17 protein-coding genes are annotated in these 14,441 nt (G+C 64.1%); 1 reads left to right on the top strand and 16 read right to left on the bottom strand.

Annotation, left to right across the window (positions count from 1 at the left end; genetic code table 11):
* Positions 1-57 precede the first annotated feature (57 nt).
* The 4 genes from ABZO33_RS03860 to ABZO33_RS03845 all read right to left on the bottom strand — a co-directional run bounded on the left by ABZO33_RS03860 (position 58) and on the right by ABZO33_RS03845 (position 3,034).
* Positions 58-618: a DUF1285 domain-containing protein gene (locus ABZO33_RS03860; protein WP_414534920.1), complete on the bottom strand. Its 561-nt coding sequence runs from the start codon at positions 616-618 to the stop codon at positions 58-60.
* Between the two features lie 11 nt (positions 619-629).
* A complete protein-coding gene (locus ABZO33_RS03855; protein WP_414534919.1) occupies positions 630-1,235 on the bottom strand; it encodes a DUF4823 domain-containing protein in 606 nt (201 codons plus the stop codon).
* Between the two features lie 66 nt (positions 1,236-1,301).
* On the bottom strand, positions 1,302-2,270 hold the full coding sequence (locus ABZO33_RS03850; protein WP_414534918.1) for a GTP 3',8-cyclase MoaA: 969 nt from the start codon (positions 2,268-2,270) through the stop codon (positions 1,302-1,304).
* Positions 2,271-2,398: 128 nt separating this feature from the next.
* On the bottom strand, positions 2,399-3,034 hold the full coding sequence (locus ABZO33_RS03845; RefSeq protein ID WP_023630645.1) for a TetR/AcrR family transcriptional regulator: 636 nt from the start codon (positions 3,032-3,034) through the stop codon (positions 2,399-2,401).
* Between the two features lie 73 nt (positions 3,035-3,107).
* On the opposite strand from ABZO33_RS03845, the gene ABZO33_RS03840 reads away from it, so the two are divergent.
* The gene (locus ABZO33_RS03840; protein WP_414534917.1) at positions 3,108-4,241 is read left to right on the top strand and encodes an aminotransferase class V-fold PLP-dependent enzyme; all 1,134 of its coding nucleotides are present in this window, start codon (positions 3,108-3,110) and stop codon (positions 4,239-4,241) included.
* Positions 4,242-4,485: 244 nt separating this feature from the next.
* Here ABZO33_RS03840 and ABZO33_RS03835 read toward each other — a convergent pair whose 3' ends face one another.
* From ABZO33_RS03835 to ABZO33_RS03780, 12 genes are all read right to left on the bottom strand, one after another.
* The gene (locus tag ABZO33_RS03835; RefSeq protein ID WP_414534916.1) at positions 4,486-5,268 is read right to left on the bottom strand and encodes a TatD family hydrolase; all 783 of its coding nucleotides are present in this window, start codon (positions 5,266-5,268) and stop codon (positions 4,486-4,488) included.
* 34 nt (positions 5,269-5,302) lie between these two features.
* Positions 5,303-6,289: a DNA polymerase III subunit delta' gene (locus ABZO33_RS03830; RefSeq protein WP_414534915.1), complete on the bottom strand. Its 987-nt coding sequence runs from the start codon at positions 6,287-6,289 to the stop codon at positions 5,303-5,305.
* Positions 6,282-6,914, bottom strand: a complete 633-nt coding sequence (gene tmk / locus ABZO33_RS03825) for a dTMP kinase (protein ID WP_414534914.1) — start codon at positions 6,912-6,914, stop codon at positions 6,282-6,284. Before tmk ends, ABZO33_RS03830 begins: the two co-directional genes overlap by 8 nt.
* Positions 6,911-8,086: an endolytic transglycosylase MltG gene (gene mltG / locus ABZO33_RS03820; RefSeq protein WP_414534913.1), complete on the bottom strand. Its 1,176-nt coding sequence runs from the start codon at positions 8,084-8,086 to the stop codon at positions 6,911-6,913. Before mltG ends, tmk begins: the two co-directional genes overlap by 4 nt.
* 3 nt (positions 8,087-8,089) lie before the next feature.
* Positions 8,090-8,905 (bottom strand): aminodeoxychorismate lyase, encoded by an 816-nt coding sequence (gene pabC, locus ABZO33_RS03815; protein ID WP_414534912.1) that lies wholly within the window; start codon positions 8,903-8,905, stop codon positions 8,090-8,092.
* The gene (fabF, locus tag ABZO33_RS03810; RefSeq protein ID WP_414534911.1) at positions 8,905-10,149 is read right to left on the bottom strand and encodes a beta-ketoacyl-ACP synthase II; all 1,245 of its coding nucleotides are present in this window, start codon (positions 10,147-10,149) and stop codon (positions 8,905-8,907) included. Before fabF ends, pabC begins: the two co-directional genes overlap by 1 nt.
* A 154-nt stretch (positions 10,150-10,303) precedes the next feature.
* The gene (acpP, locus tag ABZO33_RS03805; protein WP_046856533.1) at positions 10,304-10,540 is read right to left on the bottom strand and encodes an acyl carrier protein; all 237 of its coding nucleotides are present in this window, start codon (positions 10,538-10,540) and stop codon (positions 10,304-10,306) included.
* 203 nt (positions 10,541-10,743) lie between these two features.
* Positions 10,744-11,484, bottom strand: a complete 741-nt coding sequence (fabG, locus tag ABZO33_RS03800) for a 3-oxoacyl-ACP reductase FabG (RefSeq protein ID WP_203647546.1) — start codon at positions 11,482-11,484, stop codon at positions 10,744-10,746.
* A 16-nt stretch (positions 11,485-11,500) separates the two neighbouring features.
* Positions 11,501-12,436: an ACP S-malonyltransferase gene (fabD, locus tag ABZO33_RS03795; protein WP_414534910.1), complete on the bottom strand. Its 936-nt coding sequence runs from the start codon at positions 12,434-12,436 to the stop codon at positions 11,501-11,503.
* 187 nt (positions 12,437-12,623) lie between these two features.
* Positions 12,624-13,634 (bottom strand): phosphate acyltransferase PlsX, encoded by a 1,011-nt coding sequence (gene plsX / locus ABZO33_RS03790; RefSeq protein ID WP_082120461.1) that lies wholly within the window; start codon positions 13,632-13,634, stop codon positions 12,624-12,626.
* Between the two features lie 3 nt (positions 13,635-13,637).
* Positions 13,638-13,820, bottom strand: coding sequence for a 50S ribosomal protein L32 (gene rpmF / locus ABZO33_RS03785; protein ID WP_028690987.1), 183 nt, complete (start codon positions 13,818-13,820; stop codon positions 13,638-13,640).
* A 13-nt stretch (positions 13,821-13,833) separates the two neighbouring features.
* Positions 13,834-14,361 (bottom strand): YceD family protein, encoded by a 528-nt coding sequence (locus ABZO33_RS03780; protein WP_023630499.1) that lies wholly within the window; start codon positions 14,359-14,361, stop codon positions 13,834-13,836.
* Positions 14,362-14,441 lie beyond the last annotated feature (80 nt).

The following is a 14,441-nucleotide window of genomic DNA, read 5'->3' as shown; positions in this document are numbered from 1 at the left end:
ACCGGTCAAGAGCAAGAACACGAGTCGATGGAGCTGGGCGGCCCGACAACGCCAGCGTCAGGCAGCACGCCCAATCGGATAGAACGTGCCCCGGCTCCAAACCCCAAGCCACTCCTCCCCGTCGATCTCGCGCGGCACCGCCAGTTCCACCAGCTGGTAGAACACGTTGCGATGGATCAGCGCCTCGAGATTGCCGCGCATCAGCACATAGGGCGAAGGCTCCTGGGTGACCGGATCGAGCTCGACCCGCAGCGGATGCTCCGGCCCGGCCTCGACCTGGTCCTCGACGTTGCTGGTGAAGCGCAAGACCTGCTGCTCACCACTGCCCTGCACGTCGAGCAGCACAGCCACGAACGGCGCGTCATCCACCGTGATACCGACCTTCTCCACCGGCGTGACCAGGAAGTAGTCGTCGCCATCGCGGCGAATGATGGTGGAGAACAGCCGCACCATCGGCTTGCGGCCAATCGGCGTGCCCAGGTAGTACCAGGTGCCGTCACGCGCGATGCGCATGTCGATGTCGCCGCAGAAATCCGGGTTCCACAGGTGCACCGGGGGCAGCCCCTTGTGCGCGGGGATCTGCGCCAGCAGATCGCTGGCCTTGCCGGAATCGCTCATGACTTGCTCGCTCAGTTGCTCATGCCCAGGAGGCTACGAGCGTACTCGCGCATTGGCGCGGCAAGCAAATCCTGTGGCGTGTTGTCGTGGAACGTCAACAAACCGCCGCGACTCTTGATCCGCGCCGTGTCGATCAGATAACGGGTGCTGGTCTCGATCAACATCATCTGGACCACGCCACGGTCCCAGCCGAGGCGGTCGACGGCCTGCTCGTCGTACCATTCGTCACCGTTGCCGATACGGTCGTCGGTGCGGGCGAAACGGGTGTACAGCACATAGTCGGCGCCGACCGAGCGGGCTTCGGCGATCGCGTCCTCCAGCCCCAGGGGGCCTTGGGCACGGCGCACCAGCGGGAAGTACTCGACGAAACTCTTGAAAGTCTCCTCGGCCACGGCGTTCTGCCGTGGCACCGGCCCCTTGCCCGGTGGCACGAAGGCGCCCTGGCCGATGAAGATGAACGAGTCCGGCTGCAAGCGGATCGACAGGGTGCGGGTGGTGTCGCTGTGATCCAACAGGCCCGCATCACTCATGTGGTAACGGACGCCCTCGCCCATATCGCTGACATTCATGCAGCCGCCCAACGCCATCAGCGCCAGCAGCAAGACCAGGCTACGCATCTTTCCTCCAGAAACCGGTGACGAAAAACCGGCGAATAGCCGCAGGATGCAGCTTTTGCGCCAGAGTCAGCCGCCGATCACTTTCATCACCATCACATCACCGGAAAACGCCACATCCTGCTTGTCCGCCAGGGCCTTCACCAGTAGCCGCTGCAATGCCGGAAGCGCTTGATGGCGGGGCTTGTCGAGCAGGTCACCGACAAAATGACGGTTACTCGACGACAGGCAACCATGCAGCCAGCCGGTGGACGACAGGCGCAGGCGCGAGCAACTGCGGCAGAATGGCACGCTCTCGTTGGCGATCACCCCGAAATGACCTTTGCCGGGAATGCGATAGCGCAAGGCCGTGGCATCCAGCGGGCGTGGCGCCTGTTCATAGGCATGGGACTGACCGATCAGCGCCAGCAGTTGCTCCAGGCCTACGAACTGCTGCTGGAAGGCGTTGCCATCACGCGCCAGGTGGCCCATGCGCATCAGCTCGATGAAACGCAGCTCGTAGCCGCGCTCGAGGCAGTAGTCGAGCAACGGCAGCACCTGGTCGAGATTCTGCCCGCGCATCGGCACCATGTTGACCTTGATCGCCATCCCCGCGTCACTGGCCTGGGCCATGCCCGCCAGCACGCTGGCCAGGTCGCCGCCGCGGGCGATACGGCGAAAGGCCGTGGCATCGAGGGTGTCGAGCGAGACGTTGAGCCGGCGGATACCTGCGTCGCGCAGCAGCGGGAGCTTGCGGGCGAGCAACTGGCCGTTGGTGGTCAGGCTGATGTCCTCGAGCCCCAGGCCTGCCACTGCGCCGAGGAAGGCCTCCAGGCGTGGGCTGACCAGCGGCTCGCCGCCGGTGATACGCAACCGCTCCACCCCGGCCGCCTCGACCAGGTACGCCACGCCGCGTGCCAGGGCATCCGCCGTGAGCTCGTCCTGCGCCGCCACCAGGCGCTTGCCGTCAGGCACGCAGTAGGTGCAGGCATAGTTGCAGGCAGCAGTCAGGCTGACACGCAGGTTGCGAAAGCGCCTGCCTTGACGATCGACGATCATGGATGACTCCGGCATGGATGAATCGGGCCGGCAAAACCTGACTCAAAAATCAGGTTTTTGCAAGCCTTCCTGTCGAAGCCTAAAGCGAGGATGCCTGGCGAAGGTCGACAGGCATCACGAGAATGGCTTTAGTTCGCGCCTTCCGGATCGCGCTTGCGCTTGTTGCCCATGCGCACGCCGATGTCCATGAGGAACTGGAAGAAGCCCTCCTGGTCCTCGAGCACATTGCTCCAGAACGGCGAGTGATACAGCGCCACGGCGCCATGGACCAGGGCCCAGGCCGCGCAATAATGGAAGTAAGGCGGCACGTCCTCGAGCTTGCCCTCGCTGATGCGCCCCTTGATCAATTGCGTGAGGCGGTCGAAGTTGGAGGCACGGATGCTGTGCAACTGCTCGACCATTTCCGGCACCTGGTTGCCCTTGACCACCTTTTCTTCCAGGCGGTCGAACAGCCGGTAACGCTGCGGGTCACGCATGCGGAACTCGAAGTAGGCGCGCGACAGGGCTTCCTTGTCGCGGTCGACGTCAGCCGAGTGCAGCAGCGCGTTCAGGTCGCGCTCGTAGTCGAGCATCAGGCGCAGGTAGATCTCCGCCTTGGACTTGAAGTGCTTGTAGATCGTGCCTTTGCCGATGCCCACGGCGTCGGCGATCATCTCGACGGTGACACTGTCTTCACCTTGTTCGAGAAACAGCTTGAGCGCCGTGTCGAGGATCTCTTGTTCGCGACGGCGAAACTCACGGACCTTGCGAGGTTCTTTCTGCATAAGAAGGACTGGGATGACAATCGAAGCGGATTATTATGCCTAACTGGCGGCAAAATGCACGGATCTTCCAACCATGTCTGTGTTTCTTGATGAGTTCGAGCAGGCGCCGGGCCTGTGCTACCTGAACCACGCGGCAATCGGCCCCTGGCCACGCCGGGCCGCCGAGGCCGTGGCAAGCTTCGCCCGTGACAATGTACGCCTGGGTGCCAGCGCTTATCCGGCCTGGCTGGCCACCGAGCGACGCTTGCGCGAACGCCTGGCACGCCTGCTCAACGCGCCCACCACCGGCGATATTGCCCTGGTGGGCAACACCTCCCAGGCGCTGTCGCTGGTGGCCTTCGGCCTGGACTGGCAGCCCGGCGACCAGGTCGTCATCAGCGACGAGGAGTTCCCCTCCAACCGCGTGGTCTGGCAGGCGCTGAGCGACCGCGGGGTCGAAGTGGTCGAGGCGAGTCTGGCCGGCGCCGACCCGGAAGCGGCGTTGCTCGCCGCCTGCGGCCCACGGGCGCGGCTGCTCTCGGTCAGCGCCGTGCAGTTCGCCAGCGGCCTGCGCCTGGACCTGGCGCGCCTCGGCGTCGCCTGCCGCCAGCGCGGCGTGCTGTTGTGCATCGACGCGATCCAACAGGTGGGCGCCCTGCCCTTCGATGTACAGCATTATCAGTGCGACTTCGCCATGGCCGACGGCCACAAATGGATGCTCGGTCCAGAGGGGCTGGGCGTGTTCTATTGCCGTAGCGAACTGCGCAGGCAGTTGAAACTGCACGCCTACGGCTGGCACATGCTGGAACACCTCGGCGACTTCGAGCGCCGCGAGTGGCAACCGGCACGCAGCGCGCGGCGCTTCGAATGCGGCAGCCCGAACATGCTCGGGGCCTGCGCGCTGGAGGCGAGCCTGTCGCTGCTGGAAGAGGTGGGCATGGCGGTGGTCGCCGAACAGTTGCAGCTGCGGGTCGAGCAACTGCATCAAGGTTTACTGGCGATCCCCGGCGTGCAGATGCACAGCCCTGCTGATTCTTCACGGCGGGCAGCGATCGTCAGCTTCAGCATCGATGGCCACGCCAACGCCGACATTTATCGAACCTTGGGCAGCAAGGGGGTCATTTGCGCCCTACGCGGTCCGGGCGTGCGGTTTTCCCCACATTTCTATACCGACCAGCGCCTGATCGACGAAGTACTGCGCCAGGTTCGCCAATTGGCAATGCATTGATCGCGCAAGGGGCTGCGCACGTATTCCAAATCTGTTTAAAAAACGATCAACAGCCGCTGGCAGCGCGCCAATCCTGGCCAATACTTGAAGTGTTGGCGCGGCACATCCCCCCCAAGTGACGCGCCGATAAAGGTGCCCAGGGACCGTGTACCTTTGTTTTACTCCTAATGGTCTTAACCCGGATTCCCCCCCCCAGAACCCGGGTTTTTTTTGTCCGGGCCGCAAGCTTTGGGGGGCGCAATCCTCAGGCCACCCGCGCCAGCGGGAACAAGCGCTTGAAGTTCTCAGTAGTCTGCCCGGCCAGTTGCTCATAGCTCACACCGCGCAACGACGCCACGTACTCGGCCACTTCCCGCACGTACTGCGGCAGGTTCGGCTTGCCGCGGTGCGGGATCGGTGCCAGGTACGGCGAGTCGGTCTCCACCAGCAGGCGGTCCACCGGCACCTGCCGGGCCACCTCGCGCAGGGCATCGGCATTGCGGAAGGTGACGATGCCGGACAACGAGATGTAATAACCCAGGTCCAGCGCGGCCTTGGCCATCGGCCAGTCCTCGGTGAAGCAATGCAGCACACCGGCCTGGGGCAGGCTGGCCTCGCGCAGCAGCGCCAGAGTGTCCTCGCGGGCCGCACGGGTGTGCACGATGACCGGCTTGCCGGTCTGCCGGGAAGCCTCAAGGTGCAGGCGGAACGAAGCCTGCTGGAACTCGGCGGCTTCCGGCTCGTAGTGGTAGTCCAGGCCTGTCTCGCCAATGGCCACCACGTGCGGGTGGGCCAACTCACGCAACAGCCACTCCAGGGCCGGCGTCTCACCGGGCGCCAGGTCGAGCGGGTGCACGCCCACCGAGCAATCGACATCGGCGTAACGCTCGCTCAACGCCTTGACCGCACCGGCATTCTCGGCACTGACGCCAATGCACAGGAAATGCCCTACCCCACGCTCGCGGGCCGCCTGCAGGGCGGCGTCGAGGGAACCCTGGTGGGCACTGAGATCGAGACGGTCGAGGTGGCAATGGGAATCTACGAGCATGGGAACACGACACACATAAAGGGAGCGGTGGAAATCAACGCATGCCCGGCAGCTGCGCCCAGTGGGCAAGCAACGCTTCGAGCAGCAGTACACGATTGAGGTTGGCCTTGCCCAGTACCTTCTGGCGCTGCTCAAGAATCCACGCCTGGACCTCGAGCACCTTGGACTGCCGGCTCTTCTGCGCCAGGTACTGCAACACCTTGCGCATGTCGGGCAAGCCTAAACCCTCTTCGTCCTGGGTCAACTGATAACGCAGGATCAGGTGCGACCAGTCGCAGAACCAATCGAACAGCAGCAACAGGGGCACCGTGTTCCAGGCTTCGGCCAACTGGGTAGGCGACTGCTGCTGCTTGAGCAGCTTCTTCACCCCTTCGGTAACCAGCGCCCGTTGCTCACGCACGCCCTGGGCTTGCAGGCTGACCGCCATCAGCGGCGAACCCGCGGCCAGGGTCAGCAGCTCTTCGCGCTCCTGTTCGTCGCTGCCTTCCAGCGCGCCGGCCAGCCAGGCACGGCTTTGCTCCAGGCTTGGCTGCGGGCAGGCGACCTGCTGGCAGCGGCTCTTGATGGTCGGCAGCAGGCGGCTGGGCTGGTGGCTGACCAGCAACAGCACGGTGTCGCCGGAAGGCTCCTCCAGGCTTTTGAGCAAGGCGTTGGAGGCATTGATGTTCATCGCCTCCACCGGCTCGATCAGCACCACTTTGCGTCCACCCTGCTGGGCGGTCTGCACCACGAACGACACCAGTTCGCGTACCTGGTCGATCTTGATCGGTTTGTCGGCCTCCTCCGGCTCCAGCACGAAGTTGTCCGGGTGGCTGCCGGCCTTGAGCAACAGGCACGACTTGCACTGGCCGCAGGCATCCAGGCCCTGCGGCTGCTGGCACAACAGCCGCGCCATCAGGCGTTCGGCCAGGGCACGCTTGCCGATGCCCTGGGGGCCGTGCAGCAGGTAGGCGTGGGCGTGCCGGGCACGCCCGGCCAGTTGCTGCCAGAGCGCCTGCTGCCAGGGGTAGGCCTCAGCCACGGCAACGCTCCAGGATGCCCGGCACCAAGGCGTCGATGGCCTGTTGCACCGCATTCAAGGGCTGCGCGGCGTCCAGCAGGCGATAGCGCTGTGGCTGCTGGCCTGCGCGCTGCAGGTAGGCCTGGCGCACCGCCTCGAAGAAGGCCTGGCCCTCCTGCTCGAAGCGATCCAGCCGGCCACGGGCCGCAGCACGGGCCAAGCCGACCTCCACGGGCAGGTCGAAGACCAGGGTGAGGTCCGGGCGCAGCTCGCCCTGCACAAAGCTCTCCAGGATGGCGATACGCTCTACCGAAAGTCCGCGGCCGCCGCCCTGGTAGGCGTAGGTGGCATCGGTGAACCGATCGCACAGCACCACGGCGCCACGGGCCAGCGCCGGGCGGATCACTTCGGCCAGGTGCTGGGCGCGAGCGGCGAACATCAGCAGCAACTCGGTGTCGACCGCCATGCGCTCCTCGCTCGGCGCCAGCAGCAGTTCGCGGATGCGCTCGGCCAGCGGCGTGCCGCCGGGTTCGCGGGTCATGACCACATCGACGCCCTGCTCGCGCAGGCGCGCCGCCAGGTACTCACGATTGGTGCTCTTGCCCGCGCCTTCGGGGCCTTCCAGGGTGATAAACAAGCCGCTCACGAGCGTTCCTTAGGGTCTTCTGGCACCGACGTATCAGCCGGCGCGGATTCATCGGTGGGGGCCGGCGCGTCGCTTTCAGGTGCGGGCGCAGGGGCCGCGTCAGGCGTCGTCTGCAATTCGGGCGTCGCCGGTTCGGCCTTCGGCGCGGGGCTCGAACGGTAATCGGCCCGCCGCTTGATCTGGAACTCGCGCACCGCGCTGTTGTGATCGTCCAGGTCATCGGAGAACACATGGCTGCCGTCGCCACGGGCGACGAAGTACAGGCTCGAACCATCGCTTGGGTTCAGAGCGGCATGAATGGCCTCGCGCCCGACCATGGCAATCGGCGTCGGCGGCAGGCCGGTCATGGTGTAGGTGTTGTAGGGCGTCGGCTCACGCAGGTCGGCGCGGGTGATCTTGCCGTTGTAGCGCTCGCCCATGCCGTAGATCACAGTGGGGTCGGTCTGCAGCATCATGCCCAGGCGCATGCGCCGCACGAACACACCGGCGATCTGCCCGCGCTCTTGGGGGATACCGGTTTCCTTCTCCACCAGCGAGGCCATGATCAGCGCCTGGTACGGGTCGCGATACGGCAGGTCGGTGCTGCGCTCGGCCCATTCCCTGGCCAGCACTTCGTCCAGGCGCATGTAGGCCTGCTGCAACAGCTCGACATCGCTCATGCCGCGCACGAAGCGGTAGGTATCGGGGAAGAAGCGCCCTTCGGGGAATACGCCGGTGTGGCCAAGCTTGTCCATCACCTCGGTATCGGACAGCCCCTCCAGGGTGTGCTTGAGCTTTTCATGCTTGGCCACCGCGGCGCGCACCTGGCGGAAGGTCCAGCCCTCGACCAGGGTGAGGTTGTACTGCACCACGTCGCCGCGCTTCCAGGCGTCGAACAGCTGCCCCACGGTCATGCCCGGCGTCAGGCGGTATTCACCAGTGTGCAACGCCGTGCCGGCCATGTTGAACCGCCAGTACAGGCGCAGCCACAGCGGGTCATCAAGCAGGCCTTCGCCCTGCATCCGATAGAACATGCGGTTTGGCGTGGTGCCATTGGGCACGTCGAGCATGCGCTCCTGTGCCACTTGCAGCGGCTGCTCCAAGACCGAGTTGACCTTCCAGGCGGCCCAGCCCAATGCCAGGCCGGCGAGGATCAAGCTCATTTCCAGCAGCAGCAGGAATTTGCGTCTCACGAATCAGGTATCCAGTAACGTACGGGCAACGGCCTGCAGTTTACGGGTGAGCGGCCCTGCCGGCCAGTTCAGCGCGGCGAATTCACGCACGGGCCAGATGCCGTAGACACTGTTGCAGACGAATACTTCATGAGCCTGCTGCAGCGCCTCGAGTGGAAGGTCGCACACCTGCGTGGGGATACCCAGCAGCGCAGCCTGTTCCAGCAATGCCGCGCGCATCACCCCGGCCACGCCGCAACGGCTCAGGTCGGCGGTGAACAATACGCCGTCACGCACCAGGAACAGGTTGCTGTACACCCCTTCGATCACCCGCCCTTGGCCGTCACGCATCAAGCCTTCGGCAAACGCGCTGTCCTGCCATTCGGCGCGGGCCAGCACCTGCTCGAGGCGGTTGAGGTGTTTGAGCCCGGCCAGCAGCGGTTGTTCCGCAAGGCGCGTCGCACAGGGGAACAGCCGCACGCCGACCTCGGCATGCTGCGCCGGGTAGGCCGGCAAAGGGCCGCCTTGCAGGATACGCAGCGCCTGCGCGCCGGCCAGCGGGGCATAGCCGCGCTGGCTGTCGCCACGGGTCAGGATCAGCTTGGCGACGCCTTCGCCCAGTTGCCGGGCGAATTGCAACAGTTCATTGCGAACCAGCGTCAGGTCGGCTTCGATCGCCAGGCGCTGGCAACCCAGCGCCAGGCGGTCGAGGTGCAGGGCCAGCAGGCTGGGCCTGCCGCCGCGCACGGCAATGGTCTCGAACAGGCCATCGCCGTAGGCCAGGCCACGGTTCTGCAGGTTGACCGCAGCCGCGTCCTGGCCATCGATCCAGCTGAGCATCAGTCGGCGAACCGGCGGAACACCAGCGAACCGTTGGTACCACCGAAGCCGAACGAGTTGGACAGCACCACGTCGATCGGCATGCTACGCGCCTGGTGCGGCACGAAGTCCAGGTCGCAGCCTTCGTCCGGTTCGTCCAGGTTGATGGTCGGCGGCGCCATCTGGCTGTTGATCGCCAGGACGCTGAAGATCGCCTCCACCGCACCGGCGGCGCCGAGCAGGTGGCCGGTCATCGACTTGGTCGAACTCACTGCCAGCTTGTAGGCATGCTCGCCGAACACCCGCTTGATCGCAGCCACTTCAGCCACGTCGCCAGCCGGCGTCGAGGTGCCGTGGGCGTTGATGTAGCTGACGTCCTCAGGCTGGATACCGGCATCGCGCAGGGCGTTGGCCATGCAGCGGGCGGCGCCTTCGCCGGAATCGGGCGGCGAGGTCATGTGGTAGGCATCACCGCTCATGCCGAAACCGACCAGCTCGGCGTAGATGGTCGCGCCGCGGGCCTTGGCATGCTCCAGCTCTTCGAGTACCAGGGCGCCGGCGCCATCGGACAGTACGAAGCCGTCACGGCCCTTGTCCCAGGGACGGCTGGCACGGGTGGGCTCGTCGTTGCGGGTGGACAGCGCACGGGAGGCACCGAAGCCGCCCATGCCCAGGCCGCAGGCGGCCATCTCGGCGCCACCGGCGATCATCACGTCGGCTTCGCCGTAGGCAATGTTGCGCGCAGCCATGCCGATGCAATGGGTACCAGTAGTGCAGGCGGTGGCAATGGCGTAATTCGGCCCCTGCGCACCCAGGTGAATCGACAGGAAACCCGAGATCATGTTGATGATCGAACCCGGCACGAAGAACGGCGAAATACGACGCGGCCCCTTCTCGTGCAGGATCTTGCTGGTTTCTTCGATGTTGGTCAGACCACCGATACCCGAGCCCATGGCCACGCCGATGCGCTCGCGGTTGGCGTCGGTGACTTCCAGGCCTGCGTTGCGCACCGCCTGGAAACCGGCCGCCAGGCCGTACTGAATGAACAGGTCCAGCTTGCGGGCTTCTTTCTGATCAAGATACTGCCCGACCTCGAAGCCCTTCACCGAGCCGCCAAAACGGGTGGAGTAGGCAGACAGATCCGTATGCTCGATCGGACCAATGCCACTGCGGCCAGCCAGAATGCCCTGCCAGGTGCTCGGTACATCGGTACCCAGTGGCGACAGCATACCCATACCAGTGACCACGACGCGTCTACGCGACACAGTACTCTCCTCATTTCCAAATAACAGAGTCTCTTGCCAGTGCACTTGCCATGGCGAATGGAATGGCAGCAAACCCCGGCTCTCGCAAAGAAAAAACCGCACGCCGGCAAAGGCAGTGCGGTTTTTCCCGACAAGAAGCGTCGACTACAGCGTCTTAGGCCTGGTGGGCGTTGACGTAGTCGATGGCAGCTTGAACGGTAGTGATCTTCTCGGCTTCTTCGTCAGGGATTTCGGTCTCGAATTCCTCTTCCAGAGCCATCACCAGCTCAACAGTGTCAAGCGAATCGGCACCCAGGTCTTCAACGAAGGAAGATTCGTTCTTGACTTCCTCAGCCTTGACGCCCAGTTGCTCGGCGACGATTTTCTTGACGCGTTCTTCGATGGTGCTCATACCTAGTTTTCACTCCTAATGGACATATGTCAGGCAGCTGGCCGGTGACCAAGTTTATAGGAAGACGCCTGCTTTTCAAGCGTAACGCGCCTTCCACCAAGTCACCGGGCCCTCTGCCCGGAATCTGGTTGCAGCTTTATAACGGATTTTAGGCTCGGAGTATGACTCTTTTTTGAAGCAATCCGTCACATTGAGTTGCGGTTTTACATGTACATCCCGCCGTTCACCGGCACGGTGGCGCCGGTGACATAGGCTGCGCCGTCGGAAGCCAGGAAGGAAACCACTTTCGCGATTTCCTCGGCCTGGCCCAGGCGACCCAGCGGAATCTCTTTCTGCAGGGCCTCGCGCTGCGCTTCTGGCAGCTCGCGGGTCATGTCGGTGTCGATGAAGCCCGGGGTCACCGAGTTGACGGTAATGCCGCGCGAACCCACTTCACGGGCCAGGGCACGGCTGAAGCCTTCCAGGCCGGCCTTGGCGGCAGCATAGTTGGCCTGGCCGGCGTTGCCCATGGCACCCACCACCGAACCGATGCTGATGATACGACCCCAACGGGCCTTGGTCATGCCGCGCAGCACGCCCTTGGACAGACGGTAGAGGCTGTTGAGGTTGGTGTCGATCACATCGAACCACTCATCGTCCTTCATGCGCAGCATCAGGTTGTCGCGGGTGATACCAGCGTTGTTGACCAGGATGGCCGGCGCGCCGAACTGCTCGCCGATGGCGCCCAGCACCGCTTCCACGGATTCGGCGCTGGTGACGTTCAGCTCAAGACCGGTGCCATTGATGCCGTGCTCCTTCAGGGTGGCGGCGATACGCTCGGCACCGGAAGCGGTGGTGGCGGTACCGATCACGGTCGCGCCCTGGCGACCCAGCTCGAGGGCGATGGCCTGGCCGATACCACGGCTGGCGCCGGTGACCAGTGCAACTTTACCTTGCAGGCTCATGCAAGCTTCTCCGAATTCAGGCCAGCGCCGCACGGGTGGCGGCGACAGCGTCTGGGGTGTTGAGATTGTAGGTGGTCACGCCGTCGGCGCAACGCTTGTTCAAGCCAGCCAGGACCTTGCCCGGGCCGCATTCGACCAGGTTCACCGCACCGCGCTCGGCCAGCGCCTGCACGCACTCTACCCAGCGTACCGGCTGGTACAGCTGCGCCAGCAGGTCCTGCTTGAGCCCGTCGAGGTCGGCGGCGATGGCGGCGGTGACGTTCTGCACCACCGGGATCTGCGGGGCCTTCCATTCGATGGCATTGACCGACTCGGCGAAACGCTCGGCGGCCGGGCGCATCAACTCACAGTGCGACGGCACGCTGACCGGCAATGGCAGGGCACGCTTGGCACCAGCAGCCTTGCAAGCCTCAATGGCACGATCAACAGCAGCTTTGGCACCGGCGATCACCACCTGGCCTGGCGAATTGAAGTTGACTGCGCTGACCACCTCACCTTGCGCCGCATCGGCACACAGCGCTATGACTTGAGCATCTTCCAGTCCGAGAATGGCGGCCATGGCCCCCTGCCCGGCCGGCACGGCCTCCTGCATCAGCTGGCCACGGCGCTCGACCAGGCGCGCGGCATCTTTCAGCGACAGGCTGCCAGCGGCGACGAGGGCGCTGTATTCACCCAGGCTGTGCCCGGAAACATAAGCTGGCTTGGCGCCGCCTTTCGCCTCCCACAGGCGCCACAGGGCGATGGAAGCCGTGAGGATCGCCGGCTGGGTCTTGTCGGTTTCGTTGAGCTTTTCTACCGGCCCATTCTGGACCAGATCCCACAGGTCGTAGCCCAGAGCTTCGGAGGCCTCCTTGAAGGTCTCGATGACTAGCGGCTCTTCGCCGAGTTCGGCGAGCATGCCCAGCGACTGGGAACCTTGACCAGGAAAGACGAATGCGAGGGATGCAGACATTGAACAAGCCCTTATGATCTTGTCGTCGGATAGGGTGCGCCAGGCCGCGGGCCAGACGCGCAATCTGAAAGCTTGGATGGAACGGCGGACCAAGCGGTCACATTTAAGCACTTCATGGGCGAGTTGCCCAAAGGCTTTGTTTTTCCAGTCATGGCCTCATCGCGGGGCAAGCCCGCTCCCACGGCGCTCAGGGCAACAGGTCTTCGAGGCGCCCGTGCAGACGCTGCGGCAGGTTCTCCTGGATCTCGATCAGCGCCCGCTGGATCGCGCTCTGCAAACCCTGCACACCCGCCGAGCCATGGCTCTTGATGACAATGCCCTGCAACCCCAGGAAACTCGCGCCATTGTGTCGCGCCGGCGCCAGGTCTGCCTGCAGGCGCTTGAGCAACGGCATGGCCATGGCCCCCGCCGCCCGCGCCAGCAGCCCGCCACGGAACAACGCCTCGATACGCGCACCGATCATGGTCGCCAGGCCCTCGCTGGACTTGAGCAGGATATTGCCGACGAAACCGTCGCACACCACCACGTCCGCCTCGCCACGATACAGCCCGTCACCCTCGACGAAGCCGATGTAGTTCAGCCCCCGGGCGTTCTGCAACAGGCTGGCGGCCAGCTTGACCTGCTGGTTGCCCTTGATGTCCTCGGTACCGATGTTGAGCAGCGCCACCCGCGGCCGATGCACGCCCAGGGCCTGGGCGGCCACCGAGCCCATCACGGCGAACTGGTAGAGGTTTTCAGCGCTGCAGTCGACGTTGGCGCCGAGGTCAAGCAACTGGCAGTAGCCAGCCTGGGTCGGGATCGCCGCTACCATCGCCGGGCGATCGATGCCGGGCAAGGTCTTGAGCACGAAACGCGACAAGGCCATGAGCGCGCCGGTATTGCCGGCACTTACGCAGGCCTGGGCCTTGCCATCACGCACCAGTTCGAGGGCGATGCGCATCGACGAGTCCGGCTTGCCCCGCAACGCTTGCGATGGCCGCTCGTCCATGCCGATCACTTCGCTGGCCGCGACAATCTGCAGGCGCGCGCGATCCGCAGCCGCAAGGCCGCCGACAAGATCTTCAAGGAGGGAGGGTTGACCGACGAGGGTCAGGTGCAGCGAGGGGGTAGCCGATAGGCAGGCAATGCTAGCCTGGACAATGCTGCGGGGACCGAAGTCCCCGCCCATTGCGTCGATCGCGATGATCTGAGCGGACAAGGATTACTCGTCAGCGCCCTTGTCGATCACTTTGCGACCACGGTATACGCCTTCTGGCGAAACGTGGTGACGCAGGTGTACTTCACCGGTGCTCTTCTCTACCGACAGAGCTTCTGCCGACAGGGCGTCGTGCGAACGGCGCATGTCACGGGCAGAGCGGGATTTTTTGTTCTGCTGAACAGCCATAATTGATTAACTCCTAAACGTTTGGGTCACGCTTTAACTGCGCCAATACACTGAACGGGTTGGACCGCGATACCTCGTCCTTGCTCGGCTCGGGCTCATCGAGTCCCGCCGGCTGCTGGCATTCTTCCGGATGATGAGCAGGCACGATCGGCAGGGCGAGCAACAGCTCTTCCTCGACCAGCGCCTGCAGATCCAATGGATCTTCGCCCAGTTCCAGCACGTCATAGCCTTTCGGCAACGACTGGGTGTTCGCACCCTCCTTCACCACGGCGTATGTACATTCGCTGTGGATCGGCAGGGTGACCAGCTCAAGACAACGCTGGCAAACCATTTTGACTTCGACATCCAGCGCGCTGTGGATAACCACTACGTGCTGTTCATCTCGTTCAAAATCGAACTTCGCCTGCACCGTACCGACATTGTCGGAAAGCGGGTCGCAGAGTCTTTCCAAATCAGCGAGTTGCAGCGAACCTTCGAGGGTTACGCCACGATCAGCCAATTTGCGCGGGTCAACGTGAGGTGGAATCGGGTCATTCAACATAGGCGCAGCATTCTAGGGATGCACCCCCTCCCTGTCAAAGGAAATTAGGTGCCATCTCGCATGTTAGAATTCGGGGTAAT

Origin of the sequence: Pseudomonas sp. CAM1A (assembly GCF_047501685.1) — a bacterium.
In the GTDB taxonomy this organism is placed as follows: domain Bacteria; phylum Pseudomonadota; class Gammaproteobacteria; order Pseudomonadales; family Pseudomonadaceae; genus Aquipseudomonas.
The sequence above is the reverse complement of the archived record's forward strand: the minus strand, read 5'-3'. Positions and strand labels throughout refer to the sequence as shown.